At 30.4% G+C, this 17359-nt stretch carries 10 protein-coding genes and 7 pseudogenes; 12 read left to right on the plus strand and 5 right to left on the minus strand.

Annotation, left to right across the window (positions count from 1 at the left end; translation table 11 throughout):
- The first annotated feature begins 24 nt into the window (after positions 1–24).
- The 5 genes and pseudogenes from AC1RYN_RS09415 to AC1RYN_RS09435 all read left to right on the plus strand — a co-directional run bounded on the left by AC1RYN_RS09415 (position 25) and on the right by AC1RYN_RS09435 (position 5526).
- Positions 25–1380 (plus strand): SDR family NAD(P)-dependent oxidoreductase, encoded by a 1356-nt coding sequence (locus tag AC1RYN_RS09415; RefSeq protein WP_481806768.1) that lies wholly within the window; start codon positions 25–27, stop codon positions 1378–1380.
- Positions 1381–1406: 26 nt separating this feature from the next.
- Positions 1407–2866: pseudogene (locus AC1RYN_RS09420) on the plus strand (lipopolysaccharide biosynthesis protein).
- Positions 2867–3066: 200 nt separating this feature from the next.
- Complete coding sequence (locus AC1RYN_RS09425; RefSeq protein ID WP_481806769.1) at positions 3067–4152, plus strand: glycosyltransferase family protein; 1086 nt, start codon at positions 3067–3069, stop codon at positions 4150–4152.
- Positions 4153–4296: 144 nt separating this feature from the next.
- The gene (locus tag AC1RYN_RS09430) at positions 4297–5127 is read left to right on the plus strand and encodes a glycosyltransferase family 2 protein (protein ID WP_481806770.1); all 831 of its coding nucleotides are present in this window, start codon (positions 4297–4299) and stop codon (positions 5125–5127) included.
- Positions 5114–5526 (plus strand): annotated as a pseudogene (locus AC1RYN_RS09435) (sugar 3,4-ketoisomerase). Before AC1RYN_RS09430 ends, AC1RYN_RS09435 begins: the two are co-directional and overlap by 14 nt.
- 38 nt (positions 5527–5564) lie before the next feature.
- Here the strand turns inward: AC1RYN_RS09435 and AC1RYN_RS09440 are convergent.
- The 4 genes from AC1RYN_RS09440 to AC1RYN_RS09455 all read right to left on the minus strand — a co-directional run bounded on the left by AC1RYN_RS09440 (position 5565) and on the right by AC1RYN_RS09455 (position 7340).
- Entirely contained in the window at positions 5565–5789 is a 225-nt protein-coding gene (locus AC1RYN_RS09440) for a hypothetical protein (RefSeq protein ID WP_481806771.1), read from the minus strand.
- 64 nt (positions 5790–5853) lie between these two features.
- Entirely contained in the window at positions 5854–6450 is a 597-nt protein-coding gene (locus AC1RYN_RS09445; protein ID WP_481806772.1) for a glycosyltransferase family 2 protein, read from the minus strand.
- A gap of 4 nt (positions 6451–6454) precedes the next feature.
- The gene (locus AC1RYN_RS09450) at positions 6455–6805 is read right to left on the minus strand and encodes a hypothetical protein (protein ID WP_481806773.1); all 351 of its coding nucleotides are present in this window, start codon (positions 6803–6805) and stop codon (positions 6455–6457) included.
- Complete coding sequence (locus AC1RYN_RS09455) at positions 6780–7340, minus strand: glycosyltransferase (RefSeq protein WP_481806774.1); 561 nt, start codon at positions 7338–7340, stop codon at positions 6780–6782. The genes AC1RYN_RS09450 and AC1RYN_RS09455 overlap by 26 nt, the downstream gene beginning before the upstream one ends.
- 107 nt (positions 7341–7447) lie before the next feature.
- On the opposite strand from AC1RYN_RS09455, the gene AC1RYN_RS09460 reads away from it, so the two are divergent.
- Together AC1RYN_RS09460 and AC1RYN_RS09465 are read left to right on the plus strand one after the other, a co-directional pair.
- Positions 7448–7759 carry a hypothetical protein gene (locus AC1RYN_RS09460; protein WP_481806775.1) on the plus strand — a complete coding sequence of 104 codons (312 nt, stop codon included), beginning with the start codon at positions 7448–7450 and terminating at the stop codon, positions 7757–7759.
- Between the two features lie 141 nt (positions 7760–7900).
- Positions 7901–8281 (plus strand): annotated as a pseudogene (locus AC1RYN_RS09465) (class I SAM-dependent methyltransferase); the annotation flags it as partial.
- A gap of 12 nt (positions 8282–8293) precedes the next feature.
- On the opposite strand, the pseudogene AC1RYN_RS09470 reads toward AC1RYN_RS09465, so the two are convergent.
- Positions 8294–8975 (minus strand): annotated as a pseudogene (locus tag AC1RYN_RS09470) (cell division ATP-binding protein FtsE).
- Positions 8976–9212: 237 nt separating this feature from the next.
- On the opposite strand from AC1RYN_RS09470, the pseudogene AC1RYN_RS09475 reads away from it, so the two are divergent.
- The 5 genes and pseudogenes from AC1RYN_RS09475 to AC1RYN_RS09495 all read left to right on the plus strand — a co-directional run.
- Positions 9213–12232 (plus strand): annotated as a pseudogene (locus tag AC1RYN_RS09475) (tetratricopeptide repeat protein).
- Positions 12233–12335: 103 nt separating this feature from the next.
- Positions 12336–14108: a TonB-dependent receptor gene (locus AC1RYN_RS09480; RefSeq protein ID WP_481806776.1), complete on the plus strand. Its 1773-nt coding sequence runs from the start codon at positions 12336–12338 to the stop codon at positions 14106–14108.
- Between the two features lie 281 nt (positions 14109–14389).
- A complete protein-coding gene (locus AC1RYN_RS09485; RefSeq protein ID WP_481806777.1) occupies positions 14390–14839 on the plus strand; it encodes a hypothetical protein in 450 nt (149 codons plus the stop codon).
- A gap of 216 nt (positions 14840–15055) precedes the next feature.
- Positions 15056–16735: pseudogene (asnB, locus tag AC1RYN_RS09490) on the plus strand (asparagine synthase B).
- A 161-nt stretch (positions 16736–16896) separates the two neighbouring features.
- Positions 16897–17291 (plus strand): annotated as a pseudogene (locus tag AC1RYN_RS09495) (asparagine synthase B); the annotation flags it as partial.
- Positions 17292–17359: the final 68 nt, after the last annotated feature.

Genomic DNA, 17359 nt, shown 5'->3' on the forward strand with positions numbered 1-17359 from the left:
GGTTTTTTATTTAAAAAAGAATAAATGAATATAGCTGTCATTTTAGCGGGAGGAATAGGGATTAGGTTAGAGAGATCTTTGCCTAAACAGTTTTTTAAAGTTGCAGGAAAGATGGTTATTGAGCATGCTATTGATGCATTTGAAAAGAATGGATTAATTGATGAAATCGCTATTGTGATTAATAATCATTATCTTTTTATGATAGAGGATATTATTATTAAAAACGAATGGAAAAAAGTTAAACGTGTTTTAATTGGGGGTAAGGAACGATATCATTCTAGTCTTACAGCAGTTAATGCGTATCATGAGTTTAAAGATGCTAATTTGATTTTTCATGATGCTGCTCGTCCTTTGGTTAGTCAAAGAATTATTGACGATGTTGTAAAAGCAATGGATAATTATAATGCTGTTGATGTTGCTATTAATTCTTCGGATACAATTATTGAGGTCGAAAATGATATTATAAGAGCTATTCCAGAGCGAATAAAAATGCTTAGAGGGCAAACTCCTCAAGGATTTAGACAAAATATTATTGCAAAAGCATATGAATTGGCGCTGAAAGATGAAAATTTTAAAGCAACGGATGATTGTGGAGTCGTTAAAAAATATTTACCTGGAGAAGATATCTATGTAGTAAATGGAGAAGAGGTTAATATGAAACTAACTTATCCCGAAGATACTTATTTACTAGATAAGTTATTTCAATTACGTTCGGTTGAAATTCAAGACATAAAATTATCGATAGAAGCTTTGTCGGATAAGGTTATGGTTGTTTTCGGGGGGGCTTATGGGATAGGAAAAAGCATTGTAAATTTAGGAAAGCAAAACGGAATTCGTGTTTATAGTTTTTCCCGAAGCGAAAATGATGTTAATGTTTCTAATATAGATTCGGTTAAGAAAGCTTTAGGAAATGTGTTTGAAATAGAACGTAAAATTGATTTTATTATTAATTCAGCAGGTATATTGCATAAAGAACCATTGGAGACGATGGAGTACCAAAATATTTTAGATTCAATAAATGTTAATTATACTGGAATGGTTAATATTGCACTTGCTTCATTGCCTTACTTAAAAGAATCAAAAGGGCATATTTTGTTCTTTACTTCAAGTTCGTATACAAGAGGTAGAGCATTTTACAGTATTTATTCTTCTTGTAAAGCTGCTACGGTTAATTTTGTGCAAGGAATTTCACAAGAATGGGAAACTTTGGGCATCAAAGTAAACTGTATGAATCCAGAGCGTACACAAACACCAATGAGAGTAAAAAATTTTGGTAATGAGCCAGAAGATACTTTACTTAAACCCGAAATGGTTGCTTTAAGGTGTATTCAGACTTTATTGTCTAACTATACAGGGCAAGTGATAGATGTACGACTTTGAAGAAATTAAACTTAATCTTTTTTTAGATGCATAATTCTTCTCTAAAGGCAATCGCAATAAAAGGAATTATTTGGTCTGCCGTAGATAAATTTGCTGCTCAGTTCGGCCAATTTGTTGTAGGTGTAATACTTGCACGCATTTTATTGCCTGAAGATTTTGGTTTAATAGGGGCGTTAACTATTTTTATAGCGCTATCACAGACTTTTATCGAAAGTGGATTAGGAGTAGCTTTAATTCAACGTCAAAATAGATCTAAAGTTGATTTTTCGACTCTATTTGTATTCAATTTAGTTATAAGCAGTTTTTTTTATTTGGTATTATTTTTCTCAGCACCTTATATCTCTTTTTTTTTAAGCAACCTCAATTAATTGATTTGACAAGAATCTTAGGTTTGGTTTTGTTTTTAAATGCTTTTGCAATAGTTCAACGAACTAAACTGACAATTGAGATTGATTTCAAATCCATTGCAAAAAGTAATGTTATTGGGATGATTACTGGCGGATTGTGTGGAGTAGTAGCTGCAATGAATGGATATGGAGTTTGGTCATTAGTTATTCAAATGCTTATTGGAGCTTTTAGCTCATCTTTATCTTTTTGGTTTTTAAGTAATTGGACGCCTTCTGTTACTTTTTCAAAAACGGCATTTAAATCTTTATTTGGTTATGGATCAAAGTTATTAATAGCAGGTTTGTATGCTCAAGTTCTTAACAATATATATAATATTTGTCTAGGTAAGTTTTATCCAATTGCTTCACTAGGCTATTATACAAGAGCTAAGAATTTTGCGGATTTATCAGCTGGAACTATAGTTAGCATCTTGCAACAAGCCACTTTTCCGGTTCTTGCATCATTACAAAATGATAAAGAAAAACTAGTTTCTGTTTACAGTCGTATGATTCGAATGTCAGCTTTTTTTATTATTCCTTTAATGACTCTGATTGCTTTGTTGGCAAAACCAATTGTTATATTATTACTTACAGAAAAATGGATCTCTTTAATTCCACTTTTACAATGGATGGTTTTTGCTCGTATTTTTTTTCCTATGAGTGCAATTAATATGAATTTATTGAATGCAATTGGTCGCTCAGACTTATTTTTGAAAGTTGATCTGTCCAAATTACCTTTAACCATCGTAGCAATGATAATTACAATTCCATTAGGCGTAAAATCAATTATTATTGGTCATGTTATTACATCAGCAATATCATTCATAATAAATGCATATTTGCCGGGTAAGTTTTATGGTTATGGGGCTGTACAACAATTAAAGGATATGCTACCCATTTTTGCAGCAACAATAGGAATGGCTGTCTTAGTATTTGCGATATGTTACTTTATAGATAATTTAATATTTCAGTTGTTTTTAGGAGCCATTTTAGGAGTTTTAGCTTATTTATTTATTTGCTGGATATTAAAACTAGAAGAGCTAAAAGAAATTTTTAAATTATTTTTGAGTTTAAAAAGGGATAATACTTTAAAAATTTAATATGTTATAATAGTTATGTATTCGTTGGTTGTAATTCATGAAAATAATCTTTAAAACATAAGGAAGTAAAGAATTTCTAATAAAAAATAAGAATCAAATACTATGTTAGAGAAATGTGTTTCTTTTGATTTTATAATTTGAAGTGTTTATTTCAGGAAAGATTATTTTATTTTTTTGCTGAATATAATAATGTAAAAAATATGAAAATTCTTTTATTAGGTGAATATAGTGCTCTTCATTATACATTAGCAGAAGGGTTAAGAGTATTAGGGCATGATGTTACAGTAGCTTCTGATGGGTGCAAATGGATGGGAAATGATAGAGATATTGATTTGTTTCGCTCTGGATACGATTTTTTCAACTCAGTAAAATACTTGGGCCGAGTACATAATATCTTTAAGAAATTTACAGGTTATGATATCGTACAGATTAATAATCCTTCATTTTTGGATTTAAAGATTAAAAGAAATCTTCATTTTTACAGATTTTTATTAAAAAATAATGATAAAGTTTTTTTAGGTGCATTTGGGACTGATTATTTTTGGGAGAAGTTATGTGTAGAAAATAAAACACTTAGATATACTGATTTATTTATCGGAGAAAAGCCTCTTGATATTTATAAGTGTGAATGGTTAGGAAATCAATTTCAAGATGCAAATATTGAAATTGCAGAAACTTGTACTGGTGTAATCTCATGTTTGTACGAGTATTATAAAGCGTATGAACCTTACTATAAAGATAAATTAGAATATATTCCTTTGCCTATTAATACTGATTTGCTTCAGTATAAACAAAAAGGAATTCAAGAGGATAAAATCAAAATTTTTATTGGTATTCAAAAGTTTAAAACGAAATTGAAAGGCACTGATTTATTTCTTGAAGAAGTGATGAAAATTCAGCAAGCTTACCCCAAAGAGGTTGTAGTAAATAAAGTTACTTCCTTACCTTGGATGGAATATGTGAAAATTATGTCAGAATCAGATGTTTTATTAGATCAGCTTTATTCATACACTCCTGGTATGAATGGTCTAATTGGTATGGCGCAAGGTTTGGTTTTAGTAGGAGGAGGAGAACCAGAAATGTATGAATTGTTAAATGAAAATAATAATCGTCCAATTATTAATGTATTTCCTGTGAAAGAGAATATTTACAGCCAATTGGAAAAACTAATAGAGAATAAAATGATTATTTCTGAAATTTCAGAAAATAGCAGAAGATTTGTAGAGCAGCATCATAATTATATACAAGTGGCTCAACAATATGTTGATTTTTGGAATAGTAAATAGTAATAATTAATCAATTTTAAAACCTTAATTATTCTATCAAACATACTTTGCGATAGTCAAAAGTTTTTTGCTTTTTTCTCCTCTTTATATTGTCTTAGATCTTTATTTCAAAAAAAACTTATATTTGTGAGTATAAAATAAAAAATGGAAAAGGTTTTTACAGAAAATGATATCGAGATTTTGATTTCTACAATGAATCAGACAAATCTCGATTTTTTATTTCAAATATTTCCTTTAAAGCATTTTTCCAATTATAATATTCTTATAATTAACCAGTCTAAAACCACAACTTTATCATCTAAATTTCCTTCCGTTCGAGTAATTAATAGCTTTGATGTTGGCTTATCAAAGAGTCGGAATTTAGCAATAGAAAATGCAATTGGGAAAATTTTATTAATTGCGGACGATGATGTAATTTATCAAAAGAATTTTATCAAAAAAATTATTGAAGCACATAATAAATTCAATAAAGCAACTATAATTAATTTCTGTGCAATCAAAGAAAAAGGAGTTGGTTTAAAAAAGTATTCTAATAGATCTAGATTACAATTAAATAGTTTAGGAATTTTGAATGTCAGTTCTATTGAAATGACTATAAATAAAGAAAAATTAGGATTAACTGGAATCCGATTTGACAAAAATTTTCGTTTAGGAAGTAGCTTTGAAATGGGAGAAGAGGCTGTTTTTTTGTTTGATTTAAAGCGTAAAGATCAACAGATTGCTTTTGAAAATCAGATAATTGTAAAGCATGAAGGTTTAACATCTTCAAATAAAATAGATAGTTTACATAAATATTATATTTATGGAGCAATATTAAGTCGCAGTTTAATAACAAATCATGTATTTTGGTTGATGATAAAGATGTTCTTTGATTTAAAACAAAACAAGTTAAAAATAAATTTTTCTTTTAAAGCAGTTGATAATTTTAATAAAGGGCGAAAAAAAATTGAAGTCATGAATTATGGAAAACAATAAGAGCAAAATAAGTCTGATTTCACTTCCTAAAATTGAAGATCGAAGAGGGAATCTCTCCGTAATAGAACACGACACAGTTCCCTTTGATATTAAAAGAGTGTATTATCTGTATGATGTTCCAAGTGGGGCAGAAAAGGTGGGCATGCTCATAAAAATTTGCAACAATTTTTAGTTGCATTAAGTGGTAGTTTTGATGTTGTTTTAAATGATGGGAAAGAATCAAAAATTATTACTTTGAATAAACCATTTGAAGGCTTATTGATTAAACCTGGAATTTGGAGAGAACTGCAGAATTTTTCTTCAGGTTCTGTTTGTTTGGTTGTGGCTTCAGAGGTCTACATAGAAGCGGATTATATAAGAGATTTTGAGGAGTTCATGAACTTTTCTATTCGTAAATAGAAAAGTATAGCCCCGTTTTTTTTAGATAATTTTTTACTTTAAAAAGTATGAGCAAAGAAAAACTGGGTAGATTTTAATAAAAATTGAATCTTTAAATTAATATTTTGTTTATCAACATCTTTTAAATAAAAGTCTTTTTCGGTTTTATATCCAAATGTATGATAACGTAAGCTGTATTCAATTCTGTATAAATCCAAGAAAAATTTAAGAGATGAGTTTTTACTTTCAGCAATTTTAAATTGACTAAAATCCATTAATTTCATAGTATTAATATTCTTCTTTGATAGGCTATTAGGAGTGTTGTAATTATAGATAGCCGTAATTTTATTACTTATCGCTACAGTGTGCTGGATACCAATTTTTGTCCATAATTCTAAATCCTGACCATTTGTAACTCCAGGTGTAAAACTTCCATACTTCAATAGAATTTCCTTTGGAATTGCTAAGCTCGAAGTCCATGTCTGTTCGAAATGGAGTATTCGAATAAAAATAATTTTCGATAATCCCTGAAAATGACTTTTCGACTCCCTTGTGATGTGGAATTAAAAATTGCTTTGATATTGTTTTTATTTTATAGCGAGAGCAATAAATACCGCAGTTGGAGAAGTCATTATATAATTTAAATAGTGTTTCTAAGTGATTAAAATACCAATAATCATCAGCATCAAGAAAAGCAATTAATTTTCCTTTAGATTTTTCGATTCCTAAATTTCTTGCAACAGAGACACCTTGGTTTTGTTGGTTGTATAAACTTATTCTAGAATCCTTTAAGCTGAGGACCTTGATTTCGCTATCATCACTAGAACCATCATTTATTATGATAATTTCATAATCTGTAAAGGATTGGTCAAAAACACTCTTTAAAGTATTTTCAATATGACTAGATGCATTGTATAACGGTATAACAACTGAAAAAAAAGGCATATATTTAGTTTTTTAAAGTACAATAAAAACCCAATCGGTATAGGTCAAAGATAAAAAGTGAGGGGCTATCACTCAATAAGTTTTTGCTTAATAATGATTTTAAAAACAAAAATAATTTTCCATAAAATACTGAAAGTTTATACTTGTCTATTGTTTTATGATAACACGAAAGTTTGACATATTCTACGTCTATAAGCTTTTTGTCGACTAGATATTTTAATCCACTTACAGATTCTTCCGATTTTTTTAAAAAAGTTTCACTGCTTTCAATTCCTAGGTGATAAACAGGATTTTCAATATGAATTATTTGGATGTTGTTTTGTTTTAATTCAAAAGAAAAACAAAGTGTCTTCATGCCTTAAATTTGGAATTTCTTCATTAAAACATACCTTTTTAAAAATTGATTTTTTTATCAGGAAGTTTAATGTTAATAAGGAAAGATATGGGTTTTCTTGTCTTTTTTCGACAGATAAAGCTTCCCTGGATTTACCGTAAATCCATCTTAGAATTTCTGATTTTGTTGGTTCTTCTTTTTGGTATTGAATTCCTCCATAAACGACTTTTTCTTCGTTGTCTATTTGGGTAATATAATTAGAAATGAAATTGGAATGAATTGGTAATGTATCATGCATCAGAAAAAGGAGGTTTTCAAAATGAGCTTTTTGAGCTAACAAATTTCGAATTGCACTACGTCCTATATTATGTTCTAAAATAGTATAAGAAGTATTCTTTAATTGGTTTATTTCGTTATTTTCAATTAAGTATTGATCCAATCCATCATCCTGACAAATAATCTCAAATTCAATTTCAGATTCTAAACATTGCCTATGTAACTCCTTGACAAGAGGACAAATATTGTAATTATATACTGGAATAAGAATGGAAAGCATTAATTGTCGTTTTTTAAAATATATTTGTAAAGGAAATACTTTTTATTAAAAAAATCTCTTTGTTAATAAAAATGATATCAAGTTTATATAAAAGTAAAACACTGAAAATGAATTTAAGATCTGTTTATTATTTTATTTCTCCAAAATCAAGACTTGTTGCACGAAAAATATATTACTCTCCTTTTGATCTGTTCAATTCATTAAGTGGACGTAAAAAGAAAATGGTTCCAAATAAAGGAGATATTTTTATTGGCTCGGGAGACTTCGTAGAGCAAGGGAAACACCATCTTAAGCTTTTAATAGAATATGTAAACCTAAAGTTAAATCATTCGGTTCTGGATGTTGGTTGTGGTATTGGTAGAGTTGCAGTTCCACTTACTAACTATCTCTACACTGATGGTCGGCTACGAGGGATTTGATTTGGTTAAAAAAGGCATTAATTGGTGTAAAAATAATATAACGATAAATTTTCCTAATTTCAATTTTCAGCATATCCCTTAAACAATGATTTGTATAGCTTAACAAATCGAAAAAGCTAAAACTTTACGTTTCCTTATCCTGATAATTCTTTTGATACTGTGTTTTTATTTTCAGTTTTCACACATATGCAACCATTAGAGATTCAAAATTATCTTAATGAAATTTATAGAGTATTAAAGCCTGGTGGAAGATGTTTAGCTACATTTTTTGTTTATGATGAAATTAATCAGAGTATGATTTCAAACAATAACGGAACTTATATTTTTCCATATAAAAATGAAGGATATAGATTGATGAATGAAAAAGTACCATCAGCTAATATCGCTTTTAATGAAAAGTATTTATATAAAATGGCAGGGCTAAGTAAATTAAAAATTGAAAATAAAATATACGGAACTTGGTCTAAAAGAGGAGATAAGCCCCTATTAGATTTTCAAGATATCTTAGTTTTTGAAAAATAATTTAAAAGTGTATTACACCGTTCTCTGAACTACTTCAAAAATTCTAGCGTCTTCACATTTTAATGTTTTCGAAGGGAATTTCATTAATAATGCATAATCGTGTGTTGCCATGATAATGGTTTTTCCAAGTGCATTGATGCTTCTTAAAACTTCAAGAACTTCTGAACTTGTTTGAGGATCTAGGTTTCCTGTAGGCTCATCAGCAAGAATAAATTCAGGATCGTTTAGTAAGCTCTTGCAATTGCAACACGTTGTTGCTCTCCACCTGAAAGTTGATGAGGCATTTTTTGAGTAAATTCTTTCATGCCAACTTTATCAAGGACTTCATCGATTTTACGTTCCATTCCTTCTTTATCAACCCATCCCGTTGCTTTAAGTACAAAAAGCATGTTGTCTTGTACAGTTCTGTCCGGAAGTAATTTAAAATCTTGAAATACAATCCCAATTTTACGTCTCAAATACGGAATATCATTTTCTTTTAGGGTAGCCAAATCAAAATCAACAATATGACCTTCACCTTCTGTTAATGGTAAGTCGCCATATAAAGTTTTCATGAAACTACTTTTTCCAAACCTGTTTTTCCGATGATATAAATAAACTCTCCATGTTTTACTTCTAAATTTACATGAGATAAAATATTTTTTCCTTCTTGATAAATAGCTACATCTTTAAGAGACAGTACGGTTTGTGACATGATAAAATTAATTTGAATGGTAAAAGTAATAAGTTAACGGCTGTATTCAAAATAAAATTTCCTCATTTAAAGAAATAGTCCTTTATATACCATTATTTAAGGCTATAAGTGTGTGGATGTTGGCTTTTATAAGAGTGTTAAATGATGATAGTTGTGGTTTTGTTTATAATAAATACTAAAACCAATTCGTTATACCCAGTAGAAAATGATACATTTGAAAATTAAATTAAAATCACAATGCACAAACTTTCACGGTTAATTTTTATACTAGTTTTCCCTTTATCGATTAAGGTTTCGGCACAAAAGTCGGCTATTTATACCTATGATTTAAAGGATTTTGACAAAGCAGTTTCTTTATATAATGACAAACAATATGCATCGGCTCAGATTATTTTCGAAAAAGTAAAAGAAAAAGATGCGAGAGAAGAAGTAAAGGCAGATTGTACTTATTATATTGCTAATTGCGCCATAAGAACCAATCAGCCAAATGCTGATGAGCTTATGGAGCGTTTTGTTGAGGATTACCCAATAAGCACCAAACAAAATCAAGCGTATATAGAAGTAGGCCGCTCATTATTTTTTCGACCAGGCAAATTATCCAAAAGCATTGCAGTGGTTTGATCGTGTAGATGAGAGCTATATGAGCAAGAACGATTTAGATAAATTTAACTTCCAGAAAGGATACAGTTACTTTAATTCTAGAAAAGAAAAAAGAAGCAACGACTTATTTTTAATAAAGGTGGTGAATTCTCCTGAATATGGTTCTCAAGCCAAGTATTCTCTTAGGATTTATGGCTTATGAAGGTGATGATTATAAAGAAGCAACCAAATATTTTGATGAGGTTTCAGGAGAAGAGAAATACAAAGAAAAGCTTTCGTATTATCAGGCTGATATGAATTTTAAATTAGGGAATTTCCAAAAAGCAATTGATTTAGGACAAAAAGCAATGCCGAAATCAAATGAAATCGAAAAGTCAGAATTGAATAGATTATCGGAGAGAGCTATTTTAATTTAAAAGCATATGATAAGGCAATTCCATTTTAGTACAATATAAAGGTAAAAAGGGGAAATGGAATAATACTGATTTTTACCAATTAGGATATGCTTACTATCAGCAAAAAGATTACGAAAATGCTATCCACAATTCAATAAAATTATTGAAGGAAAAGATTTTGTAGCACAAAATGCATATTATCATTTAGGTCAGAGTTATTTAAATACTGATAAAAAGCAACAAGCTTTAAATGCATTTAAGAATGCAGCCGAAATGGATTATGATAAAGCAATTCAAGAAGATGCAAGTTTAAATTATGCTAAGCTGAGTTACGAAATTGGGAATTCGTACCAAAATGTACCAGTAGTATTGCTTGATTTTTTGAAGAAATACCCAAATAATTCTAGTAAATCAGAAGTAGAGAAGTTATTGATAGATTCTTATATTTCGTCTAAAAATTATAGTGAAGCTTTAAACTTATTTTAAAAAAACAAATCTCCAGAGAATAGATTAGCTTATCAAAAAGTGCTTTTTTATAGAGGTCTAGAATTGTATAATGATAATAATTATCAAGAAGCTTCTAAGATGTTTGTGAAATCTCTTAACGAACAAAAAAGCCCTGAGTTTACGGCTCGTGCTACTTTTTGGAAAGGAGAAACAGAATATCTTAATGATGATTTTAAAAATGCTTTAATAAGTTATAAACAATTTGCAGGTTTGGCAGCAGCCAAAGCGACTCCAGAGTTTAAAAATGTCAATTACAATATTGCTTATACGTATTTTAAATTAAAAGAATACAATAATGCTGGTAATTCATTTCAAACTCAAATTGATAATTCAAAAGAAGATACTTCAAGATTACATGATTCTTATTTAAGATTAGCTGATTGTCGATTTGTAACCTCTAAGTACGCATTGGCAATGGAGGCTTATACAAAAGTGATGAGTTTTAAAGGAGTTGATGCTGATTATGCTTATTATCAAAAAGCCATTTGTTATGGTTTTATGAATAAAAATGACAAAAAAATCGAGGAGCTTAATGGGTTTCTTCAGATGTATAAAAAATCAGAATATCGTGATGACGCTATGTTTGAGTTAGCAAATACATACGCTGCAGTAAAAAAACAAGAGCAGGCAATTAAAATGTATGATCAATTAGTTGCTGAGTTCAAAAATGGAGCTTTCACAGCGAAGTCTATTTTACGTGAAGGGTTAATTTATTATAATTCAGATAGAGATCAATTGGCTTTGGCGAAATTTAAAAAAGTTGCCGCTGACTTCCCTAGAACTCCAGAGGCTCTTGAAGCGGTTTCTACAGCGAGATTGATTTATGTAGATAACGGAAGAGTAGATGAATATGCAACTTGGGTACGTACGCTGGATTTTGTAGCAGTTACAGATGCCGACTTGGATAACGATACTTTTGAAGGGGCTATAAAACAATATGATCAAAATAATACTAAACAAGCGATTGTAGGTTTGAGTAGCTATGTGAGTAAATTTCCAAAAGGAATTCATGCACTGGAAGCGAATTTTAAATTAGCGCAAGCCTATACGGCAGAAGGTTCAGAAACTAAATCGATCCCTAATTATCAATATGTAATTGAGCAGCCTCGTAGTGAATATACAGAGCAATCTTTAATGCGATTGGCTCAGATATTCTTAAAAGCTAAAGATTGTGATAAAGCAATTCCTGTTTTGTCTCGTATAGAAGACGAAGGTGATTCTTCTCAGAATAAAACATTTGCACAAGCGAACCTAATGAAATGTTATTATGATAAAAACGATTATAGTAACTCAGTTGTGTATGCAGAAAAAGTATTGCAAAATCCTAAAACTGATGAAAATGTAAAAAGTGATGCTCAAATTATTGTAGCAAGAGCAGCAATTAAATCTGGTGATGAAGATAAGGCTAAAACAGCTTATGCAAAATTGGCTACAACATCAAAAGGAGAGTTGGCAGCAGAATCATTGTATTATGATGCTTATTTTAAAAATAAAGAGAATAAGTATGATGCTTCAAATGCAGCAGTACAAAAATTAGCAAAAAACTATTCATCATTTAAATATTTTGGTGCAAAAGGGTTGGTGCTAATGGCGAAAAATTTCTATGGACTAAAAGATAGTTATCAGGCGACTTATATTTTAGAAAATGTAATTCAGAATTTTACAGCTTATCCAGATGTGGTTTCTGAAGCTGAAAAAGAATTAAGTGCTATTAAAGCAGAAGAATCTAAAACCAATTCATCGATTACAAAGTAGAAAATAGAACAAAGAATATAGAATAAAGAGAATAGAATAAAGAGAATAGATATTGAAATCTATTTTCTATCCTCTTTTCTCTATTTTCTCAAAAAAATAAAATATGAAAATCAATTTCCAAAATAAACATATCGCTTTTCTTTTACTGCTAAGTTCACAGTTGACTTTGGCACAAAAAAAGGATGAAACAAAAAAGAAAGAAGAAACAATTGGAACCGAAGAAGTAAATGTGGTAAAAGCATATTTGCCTACAATCTCAGATGCTTTTAAGGTAAAAGAAATTCCTTCTTTAAATGATGAAGGAAATGCTCCTAAAGAAACGATTAAATATACTATTTTTTCTTTTCCAGTAGCATCGACTTTTACGCCTTCAAAAGGTAATGCACAAGGAGTAGATAAAGCTAAAAAAGAGCATTTGTTTACTAATTATGCAACTGCAGGAGTTGGAAATTATGGTAATTTAAATGCTGAATTATTTGTTGCGCAGGAATTAGGAAACAATGACTATGTAGCAGGAATGTTTAAGCATCAATCATCACAAGGAGGAATAAAAGGAATAGATCTTAATGACAAATTTTATGATACTTCATTAGATGTGATCTATGGAGTAAAAAATAGAGATATGTCCTGGAGTATTGATTTAGGATATCAAAATCAAATTTATAATTGGTATGGGCTGCCAGTTGATTTTGGTTCAACTTTAACTCCGCAGGATCGTGGAATGCTACTTAGTAGTATAAGTCCAAAGCATTCGTATAACGGAATTAATCTTGGAGGGAATATTGATTTCAGTGATGGGATTTTTACTAAAGCAAGTATGAAATACAGTCACTTTTCGGATGGTTTAAAATCTTCTGAAAATAGATTTTACATAAAGCCATCTTTTAAAGTAGAGATAATGGATCAATCTATTAATACAGATGTAATTGTAGATTATGTAGGTGGAAGTTTTGAGAATAATTACGAGAAAACAAATTTACAGCCTATAAAATATGGTTTTACAAATTTTGGATTATCACCGAGTTTTGTAATGCAGCAAGATGATTGGACGCTGAATTTAGGAGCTAAATTATTTTATAGTTTAGATAATGAAAATAGTAATAGTAAAATTTTAGTGTATCCAAACGTGACTGCTTCGTATAAAGTAGTTGGTGATTTAATGATTTTTTACGCTGGAGCGGAAGGGAATTTAGAGCAAAATACTTATATGGACTTTGTGGATCAAAACCCATTTTTATCTCCAACATTAAATATTAATCCAACAGATAAACAGTTTGATATTTTTGCAGGTTTAAAAGGGAAATTAGCAAATAATGTAAGTTATAAAGTTCAGGGGTCATATGTAAACGAAAGAAATAAAGCATTGTTCAAAAGCAATAATTATACAGAAGATATAGCTAATGAGAATTATGCTTTTGGAAACTCTTTTCAAATAGTGTATGATGATATGACAACAATGCGTTTTTATGGAGAGTTAAAAGCCGATTTTTCAGAGAATGTTTCTTTCGGAATCAACGGAACTTTTAATAGTTATAGTAATGATCACCAAAGTGAAGCTTGGAATTTGCCAACAATGAAATTAAGTACAAGTTTAGATTTTAATGTTACTAAACAATGGTATGCAGGTTTTAATTTATTTTATGTAGGAGAAAGAAAAGACGAGCAGGTAAATACTAGCTTAGGAATAGATGCAAGTCCGATTACATTAAAAAGCTATTTCGATTTAAATGCACATGTAGGGTATAAATACAGCGAAAGATTGACTTTCTATTTAAAAGCAAATAATATTACCAATCAGGCTTACCAAAGATGGTTGAATTACCCAGTTCAAGGTTTTCAGATTATGGCTGGAGCTAATTACAAATTTGATTTTTAAAGAGTTTAATCGCAAAGAGAGTAGTTTAGATAGCTATCGGGATACACAAAACTCGCTAAGCCTTAAAAAAGGATTAGCGAGTTTTGTTTTTTTAGCAATTGGTGAAAATCATACCACATATCTAAAATATTTTTTGCGGCTAAATTCTTAATTTGAGTTAGTAAAATCCATATTAAATAAATAGATTCTTTTTTGCGATCTTTGCGTGAGTCTGATATGCTTTGTTGTTAGAAAAAAAACTTAGCATCTCAGTGCCTAAGAAACTTAGTACCTTAAAATAAATGACTTTCAAACAAAAAATACATACTTATTATTTACAAATGGTTCAGGATCGAATAGATGTTTTTAAAGACATGATTTCGGAGTTGACAGAAGATTCTAAAAATGATGCTAAAGGCTCAGCGGGGGATAAGCATGAAACAGCTTTGTCGATGATGCATATTGAACAAGAAAAACTAACTAATAAATTAAAAGAAGCGATTGCTCAAAAGACAATTCTGGATAGAATAGATGCTGATTTTGTTTCTTCGACTATTATTATTGGAAGTTTAGTTCAGGCAAACGGCATTTATTTGTACTTGAGTGTAGCTTTACCAAAGATTACTATCGATGGAATTAATGTGATTGCATTATCACCTCAGTCACCATTAGGAACCCACTTAATGGGTAATGTAGTTGGTTTTAAATTTGAAATTAATAAAACACATTATACTATCGAAAGTGTTTCGTAAAAAGCTTTTTTCTTTCACTTTTAAACTAAAATGGAGTTAAGAATTTAAAATTATAACTATAATGCTATTTTTTATTTCTTAATTGTTTTGTTTTTGTTGTAAATTGTCTATTTTGGTTATGAATTATAACTGAAATAGCTATTTGTGTTTTGTATTTGTAACTGTTATTGGATATTTGCCTTATCAAAATGAATAAAAATATAAAAATATATAGTTATGTGTGGAATAGTATGTGCTTTTGATCTAAAGCAAAAAGCAGAAACCTTAAGACCTCAAGTATTAGAAATGTCTAAAATCATTCGCCACCGCGGACCAGATTGGAGTGGTATTTATAGTAATGACAAAGCAATTTTATCACATGAGCGTTTGGCGATTGTAGATCCGGCTTCAGGAAAGCAGCCTTTGTTTACAGAAGATAAGAAATTAGTTCTGGCAGCAAATGGTGAAATTTACAACCACAGAGAGTTACGTAAACAATTTGAAGGGAAATTTAACTTTCAAACAGAAAGTGATTGCGAAGTTATCTTAGCACTTTATAAAGAAAAAGGACCTCATTTTTTAGATGAAATGAATGGTATTTTTGGATTCGCAATATATGATGTAGAAAAGGATGAGTATTTTATTGCTCGTGATCATATGGGAATTATTCCGCTATATATTGGATGGGATCAGGATGGAACTTTTTATGTAGCTTCAGAATTGAAAGCTTTAGAAGGGTATTGTACAAAAATACAGTTGTTTCCTCCAGGGCATTATATGACAAGTAAAGATGGTGAATTTGTACAATGGTACAAAAGAGACTGGATGGAGTATGATGCGGTAAAAGATAACGAAACAAGTATTCCTGAAATTAAAAAAGCATTAGAAGCGGCAGTTCACAGACAATTAATGAGTGATGTACCTTATGGAGTTTTACTTTCAGGAGGTTTAGATTCTTCTATAACATCGGCAGTAGCTAAAAAATATGCTCAAAAACGTATAGAATCAGATGATACAACAGATGCTTGGTATCCGCAATTACATTCTTTCTCGGTAGGATTAGAAGGTTCACCAGATTTAGCTGCAGCTCAAATTGTAGCAAAACATATTGGAACAATTCATCACGAAATTAAATTCACGATTCAGGAAGGTTTGGATGCAGTTCGAGATGTAATTTACAACCTAGAAACGTATGATGTAACTACAGTTAGAGCATCAACTCCAATGTGGTTAATGGCAAGAGTTATTAAGTCAATGGGGATTAAAATGGTGTTGTCTGGTGAAGGGGCAGATGAGTTATTTGGAGGGTATTTATACTTTCACAAAGCGCCAAATGCAAAAGAATTCCACGAAGAAAACGTTCGTAAATTAGGTAAATTACATATGTATGACTGTTTGCGTGCAAATAAAAGTTTAGCAGCTTGGGGAATTGAAGGACGAGTGCCGTTCTTGGATAAAGAATTTATGGATGTTGCTATGCGTATTAACCCACAAGACAAAATGATCAATAAAGAGCATCCTATGGAAAAATGGGTAGTTCGTAAGGCTTTTGAAGATATGTTGCCAGAAAGTGTTGCTTGGAGGCAAAAAGAGCAGTTCTCAGATGGAGTAGGATATACCTGGATTGATACTTTGAAAGAAGTAGTGGCAAAAGAAGTTTCGGATGAACAATTGGCGAATGCAAAATATAAATTCCCTTTGCAGACACCAACTTCTAAAGAAGAATATTACTATCGTTCTATTTTTGCGGAACATTTTCCAGAGCGATGCCGCAGCCTTAATGTGTGCCTCAGGAGGCAAGTGTAGCTTGTAGTACAAAAATTGCTTTAGAATGGGATGAGGCATTTAAAAACATGGAACGATCCTTCAGGTAGAGCAGTTGCTAGTGTTCATGATGACGCTTACGCTAAAGCATAAAGTGAATAATTGTTTCAGTATAGAATAATATAAAGAAAACGCTCTCAAATTTGAGAACGTTTTTCTTTGTAAATATAAAAGCTATTAATTCAATGGGTTGAAAGAAAATTTTAACCATATTTGTTATCGCAAAATTTTAAAAGTATTAAAAATATATAGTTATGTGTGGAATATTAGCCATTATTGGAAAAGGAAAAGACCCGCAACTTGTAAAAGAACATTCAGAAAGAATGTCACATCGTGGTCCAGATGAAAGTGATTTGCATATAATGGAAAAAGGGCATATCATGAGTCATGAACGTCTGTCTATTATAGATTTGTATTCGGGAAAACAACCTATTCAGGGAACATCTTCTGCTTGGATGGTTCATAATGGCGAAATATATAATCATCAGGAATTACGAAATGATGTTTTGAAAGCACATACTTTTAGAACAAAATCAGATTCAGAAGTAATTGTACATTTATTGCGAAAGAGTTTGGCTATGATTTTTGCAACATGCTAGATGGAGATTGGGCTTTTGTCGTGATTGATGGAGATGATTTTATTGCAGGAAATCCGTAGGGTAAAACCAGGTGCTGCCTCCCTAACAACAGGAGCATGTATTAACCTTAGCAATACGT

The organism is Flavobacterium sp. TC780 (genome assembly GCF_056783245.1).